General features: G+C 53.4%; 4 protein-coding genes. All 4 read left to right on the top strand.

Annotated elements, in window-relative coordinates:
- Positions 1-380: type IV secretory system conjugative DNA transfer family protein (locus QZL67_RS06960; RefSeq protein WP_292920053.1), on the top strand; the 380-nt coding region annotated here is incomplete at its 5' end.
- The gene (locus QZL67_RS06955; RefSeq protein WP_022290018.1) at positions 364-708 is read left to right on the top strand and encodes a TrbC/VirB2 family protein; all 345 of its coding nucleotides are present in this window, start codon (positions 364-366) and stop codon (positions 706-708) included. The genes QZL67_RS06960 and QZL67_RS06955, both read left to right, overlap by 17 nt.
- Before the next feature lie 512 nt (positions 709-1,220).
- On the top strand, positions 1,221-4,205 hold the full coding sequence (locus QZL67_RS06950; protein ID WP_022290017.1) for an S-layer homology domain-containing protein: 2,985 nt from the start codon (positions 1,221-1,223) through the stop codon (positions 4,203-4,205).
- 769 nt (positions 4,206-4,974) lie between these two features.
- Positions 4,975-5,700: a site-specific integrase gene (locus QZL67_RS06945; RefSeq protein ID WP_022290015.1), complete on the top strand. Its 726-nt coding sequence runs from the start codon at positions 4,975-4,977 to the stop codon at positions 5,698-5,700.
- Positions 5,701-5,750: the final 50 nt, after the last annotated feature.

Genomic DNA, 5,750 nt, shown 5'->3' with positions numbered 1-5,750 from the left:
TGGAGTTCATATCCAAGTTGCTGGGCAAGGAAACGCTGGACGCCCGGACGCGGGGCCAGACCAGAGGACAGCACGGTTCCAGCTCCACCAACTATCAGCAGGCTGGGCGTGAGCTGATGATGATCGATGAGATCCGCATGATGGACACCGACGATGCCATTCTGCTGATCCGGGGCGAAAAGCCTGTGCTGGATCAAAAATACGACATTACGCGCCACCCCAACTTCAAGAAGTCTGCGGCAGGCGGCGCGGAACCCTATGTGCATAAACCGCAGGAGGCTCTGGACTATGCGCTGCCCGACCTTCCTTACGAGTTTCATGCGCTGGACGATTATGATTTCATTGATATGGAGGACTCTCAAAATGAACAAGAAGAATGATACGCCCCGGCAGCTCCATAAGCGCGGCAAGCTGCTGAAGCGTGGCTACTGGACGGGCGCGGCAGCAGTGCTGATGCTCTGTGTCCTTGCGACGCCCGCATTTGCAGCGGGCAGCGACCCTTTGACCATCGTCAACAACCTCTCTGACTTCATTTTCAGCATCATCAAGGCGCTGGGCGTCATTATCCTCGGCTGGGGCATTGTGCAGGTGGGTATGTCTATCCAGTCCCACGATGCCAGCCAGAGAACGCAGGGTTTTCTGTGCCTGTTCGGCGGCCTGCTGATTGCCTTTGCGAAGGAGATCCTGACCGCCATTGGTGCGATCTAAAAAGAAAACCGGGAGAATTGCGGGTGGCAATTCTCCCGGTAGCATGAAGGAGGTGGTGAAGTGGACAACAACTGGATCGTAGACAACTTGGAAAATGCGTTGACCACATGGAATGACAAGCTGGCAGAGATGTGGACGCTGCTGACAGAGTCGCCCCAGACCTTTAAGGGCGGCACGATCTGGAGTACGGTAACGACCATCAATGGAGCCATGCAAGCCATCGGCTACGGACTGCTGGTGCTATTCCTTGCCATCAGCATTTTCAAAAGCTCTGCAACCTTCCGGGACTTTCAGCGCCCGGAGTATGTGTTCAAGCATTTTATATACTTTATCCTTGCCAAGCTGGGTATCACTTACGGCATGGATTTGATGGTGAACATCTTCGATGTATGTAACGGCATTGTGGCCACCGCAGCAAGCAGCGTGGGCGGTATCACAAACGCATCGGCGGCTCTGCCGCCTGAAATCATTACGGCGATTGAGGATGTGGGCTTCCTCGCCAGTATTCCGCTGTGGCTCGTCACGCTGCTGGGAAGTCTGTTTATGTCAACTTCGAGGTTTATGAGAACGGCCAGCCCCGCCTGTACTGGCAGCAGGGCCGCAGAGGTCAGAACCCGGATACCCAGAGCGTCATCATTTCCGGTGTGGATCTGCGCAAGGACGAATGGGTTCATGTGGCCTTCACCTTCGATGAGACCACCGATACCGTGAAATGCTATCTCAACGGCGCACTGGTCTCCACGGTGGACAACTGCACCTTCAACCCGGTCATTCCCGCCCAGGCGCTGAAGGTGGGCGGTGACTACCGCGGCACCGGCAGCAAGACCCTCGACGGCAGCTACAACAACCAGTATTTCAAGGGCGAGATCGCCAACATCAGCATCTGGTCCTCCGTCCGTACCGATGAACAGATCGAAGCCGATGTGACTTCTCTGAAAACCGGAACCGTGAACACCAGCGGCGACGGCCTGCTGTCCGCATGGTCCTTCCAGGAGCCCGAGGCCCCCATTTTCCGTGACCTTTCCGCAAACGAAAACAATGTTGCCGATTTTGTGGATTGGCTCGCCCCGGACTTTGCCAAGGGCGATTATTCCATGGTTGCCCTGCCGGATACCCAGTTCCTCTCCCAGAACCATAAGGAGAGCTACAAAAAGCTGACCCAGTGGATCGCAGATAACAAGGACAACTATAACATTCAGGCTGTTATGCATCTGGGCGATATGGTCAACTCCAACTATACCGATCAGTGGAATGCCTGCAAGACCGCCATGGACCAGCTCAATAACAGCGGGATCGCCTGGATGCCCATGCGCGGCAATCACGATAATTCCGGCTGGTTCAACGATTACTTCCCCTACGATCAGTACGGCTCCAACCGAGCCTGGTTCGGCGGTTCCTATGAGCACGACGTGCTGGGTCAGGATAAACTGGACAGCAACTATTGGCATGTGGAATGCGGCGGCCGCGAATACCTGATCTTCTCTCTGGGCTATGCGCCCTCTAAGGAAGCTATCGACTGGGCCGAAAATATCATCAAAAATAATCCAGATAAAAATGTGATCCTGACGGCGCATGCTTTCATGTATTGGGATGGCACGCATCTTGACCCTGAGGATGATTTGGACTCTCCCAACGCTCCGAGCGATGGTAAGTCTATCTGGGATCAGCTGGGTGCGAAGTATCCCAATGTAGTGCTGGCGCTGGGCGGACACATCGGATACCCCGACCTCGCAAGACGTACAGACAAAAATGGCGCCGGAAAGGATGTTACATCGATTCTTTGCGACGCGCAGGGCATCGACTACACCTATAATCTGGCGATGATGATGCTGCTGACCTTCGACGAGGATAGCAACGAGGTGGATGTCAACTGGTATTCCGTCTGCAACGACAAGCTGTTCCGCACCCGCAACCAGTTTACCATCACGGTTCCCCATGTGAAAAAGTACACGGTGACCCTGCCCACCGAGACTGCTGACGCGGGTTACACTGTGGCGGCTGCGGATGGCTCCGCTTCTCCTGTCTTGGAGAACGGCTTCTTCAGCTTTACTGTGAACATCGCTGACGGCTACCAGAAGGGTGCTGGCTTTGCGGTCAAGGCCAATGGCGACACGCTGACCGCAGAGGCCGATGGCAAGTACACCATCAGCAACATCGCTGCGAACCAGATCGTCACTGTCGAGGGTGTCGAAGCGGTGGCTACTGCACCTACCACCTATACAATCACCTTCAATGCCAATGGCGGCGAGGTATCTGAAACCTCTGCGGATACCGACGAAAATGGAAAACTGGCTTCGCTGCCCACTCCGACCCACAGCGGTAGCTACTCGTTTAAGGGCTGGTACACTGCGGCCAGCGGCGGCACTGAGGTGACCATCGATACGGTTTTCGATACCGACACCACCATTTATGCCCAGTGGACGTATAATGGCGGTTCTTCCAGCGAGAGCAGCGGTTCTTCCGGCAGCACTTCCTCCGGCAGCGCCACCACGACCACCGAAAAGAACCCTGATGGTTCCACCACCACGACCACGACCGATAAGACCACCGGCACCGTGACGGAGGTCACCAAGAACACCGACGGCTCCACCACCACCGTGGAGACCAAGAAGGACGGTACCGTCACCGAGACCAACAAGGCCGCTGACGGCACCACCGGCACCGTGGTTACCAACAAAAATGGCGACATCACCGAGGTCAAGTCCGCCGTGTCCACCAAGGCCGCTACCGAGGCTGCTAAGACAGGCGAGGCCGTTACTCTGCCCGTGGAGGTCCCCGCTGCCAAGACCGCAGTGGACGCCCCCGCTGTTCAGGTCACTGTTCCTAAGAGCGCTGGCTCCGTCAAGGTGGAGGTTCCCGTGGAGAAGGTCACTCCCGGCACCGTGGCCGTCATTGTGAAGGCTGACGGCACCGAGGAAATCGTTAAGACCTCCGTTCTCACCGAAAACGGCGTGGTTCTGAAACTTGAAGGCAGTGCTACCGTAAAGGTCATTGACAACGCCAAGGACTTCTCCGATACCAACGGTCACTGGGCCGAGGACGCTATCTCCTTCGTGACGGCTCGTGAGATGTTCGCCGGTACCAGTGCAACGACCTTTACCCCCAACTCTCAGATGACCCGCGCCCAGCTGATGACCGTTCTGGCCCGCTTCGACGGTGTGGACACCAACGGCGGCAGCGTGTGGTATGAGAAGGGCATGGAGTGGGCCAAGGCCAACGGCGTGTCCGACGGCTCCAACCCCAACGGCAGCATCACCCGTGAGCAGTTGGCCACCATGCTGTGGCGCTACTCCGGCAGCCCCGTTGTGGAGGGCGGCGTTGACAGCTTCAACGATGCAGGCAAGGTCAGCGGCTATGCCACCGACGCTATGCGCTGGGCTGTGGAAACCGGTCTGATCAGCGGTATTGGCAACAATACACTGGCTCCCCAGGGCAACGCCACCAGAGCGCAGCTTGCCACAATTCTGATGCGGTATTGTGAGAATGTGGTTGAATAATTTACCGAATGATCAGCCACTCTAAATAACTATTATTGCGCGGCCTGCGGAAAATGAAATCCGTGGGCCGCGTGATTGATTATATAGTGCTTACTGAACAGTTCAAAATGCTCGGAAAGCATTGAAAGCACCGGAAAACCAAGGGATAGTAGTGTGACTGTCCAAGTGAAATACCCAGATGTGCTGGACAAGGCAGTTCAAGCCGGCATATTCACGCAGTTGGAATTTGATCATGGAATAATTGTGCGCGTGTTTGATGGCCAAGTTACAAATAAAATCAAAAATAATAACAGTTCGGAAATAACAATGCCATATAGCAATGGAACGGCAATAATTCTACCCATTTCGATAGATTCATCGAAGTATTATTTTACCTGCACACACCTACATTCTTGACAAGGAATTATCTTTTCGTAAAAATCTTCTTACCTACAACAGTTTGCCTGAACTATTTTTTCTCGTTTCCAACGGCTGATTTGGCCGTTGGAAAATTTTTTTTGAAATAATTTCAAAAAGTTTGCCAAAACAGCACCTTCCAATCGGGATAGAAGCGAAAGGGGAAGAAAGCCGACCTCTCGGTGCATGAGAGGAGGTGAATAACTCTTGGAGCTAACACCATCCCAAAAGAAAACCGTTAGACATCAGTTCGATAGCTTTTGCAGAAAGGTCCTGCGTGAAGAAGCCCGCGATTATGTGCAGCATATCGCATGGCGGTCTATTCATGAGTTTTCCCTTTCGGAGCTGTCTGAGGAGCAAATGGAGCGGCTGTATGTGCTGGACGAGTATCCGTCTGAAGCGATCCACTTCGATGTGCAGGGCTAAAGTCGAGCGCCCCAAGCAAGATAAGTTCTACGGTAGCTTCTATGATAAAGAGGAATTGAATAAACTCTTTGAAGCTGTTGCAGGAACAAAGCTGGAACTTCCAGTACTACTGGGGGCGTTTTACGGCCTGCGGCGCAGTGAGATCATTGGGCTGAAGTGGAGCGCTGTCGATTTTGAGCAGAACACCATTACAATCAATCATACGGTGACTTCCTGTAATCTGGATGGCAAATGCGTAATCGTTGCAAAGGATACGACCAAAACAAAGTCCAGCCGGAGAACACTCCCGCTTGTTCCGTACTTCCATGAAAAGCTCCTTGCTGTGAAGGCACAGCAGGAGAAAAATCAAAAGTTATGCGGGCGCTCCTATAATAAGGAGTTTTTGGAATACATCTGTGTAGATGAAATTGGAGATCGCTTCAAGCCAAACTACATCACCACACAGTTCCCAAAGCTGCTGGAGCGGAATGGCTTTCGAAAGATTCGCTTTCACGACCTCCGGCATAGCTGTGCGAGTCTGCTGCTGGCCAGTGGCGTTCCCATGAAGAACATTCAGGAATGGCTTGGACACAGCGACTTCTCGACAACAGCAAATATCTACGCACACCTCGATTACTCGTCAAAACTCACATCCGCGAGTGCAATGGAAAGCAATTTCCATCTTGGAGTATAAAAAAGAAGCTAGTCAAGCCCGATGACACATTCGACCTCTATGATATGGGC

The organism is Oscillibacter sp. CAG:155 (assembly GCA_000436875.1).
Classification (GTDB): Bacteria; Bacillota; Clostridia; order Oscillospirales; family Oscillospiraceae; genus Oscillibacter.
Note: the sequence above shows the minus strand (reverse complement) of the source record. Positions and strands in the feature narration are given on the sequence as shown.

Coding starts and splice junctions, on each gene's coding strand:
- QZL67_RS06955 (WP_022290018.1), top strand. CDS start 364: ATGAACAAGAAGAATGATACGCCCCGGCAGCTCCATAAGCGCGGCAAG.
- QZL67_RS06945 (WP_022290015.1), top strand. CDS start 4,975: ATGTGCTGGACGAGTATCCGTCTGAAGCGATCCACTTCGATGTGCAGG.